The 289-nt window shown below is 65.1% G+C and carries 1 protein-coding gene; it reads left to right on the top strand.

Going from position 1 to position 289, the window contains the following annotated elements; genetic code table 11:
* Window positions 1-289, top strand: a 289-nt coding sequence (locus ACZ3HH_RS29635) for an alpha-hydroxy acid oxidase (protein WP_465810094.1), incomplete at both ends; no start/stop codon positions are given.

Here is a 289-nt window from a genome sequence, read left to right as displayed (position 1 = left end):
CGACGTGACCATGCCGGTGGCCATCGCCCCGACCGGCCTGACCGGCATGCAATGGGCCAATGGCGAGATGCTGGGTGCCATCGCGGCCGAGAAATTCGGCATCCCCTTCACCCTCTCCACGATGAGCATCTGCTCCATCGAGGACGTGGCCAGCGTGACCACGAAACCCTTCTGGTTCCAGCTCTACGTAATGCGCGACCGTGGCTTCGTGCAGTCCCTGATCGACCGCGCCAAGGCCGCGAAGTGCTCGGCCCTGGTGCTGACGCTGGACCTGCAGATCCTCGGCCAG

This window comes from Pseudomonas sp. PME37.24/025 (assembly GCF_055556615.1).
Note: the sequence above shows the minus strand (reverse complement) of the source record. Positions and strands in the feature narration are given on the sequence as shown.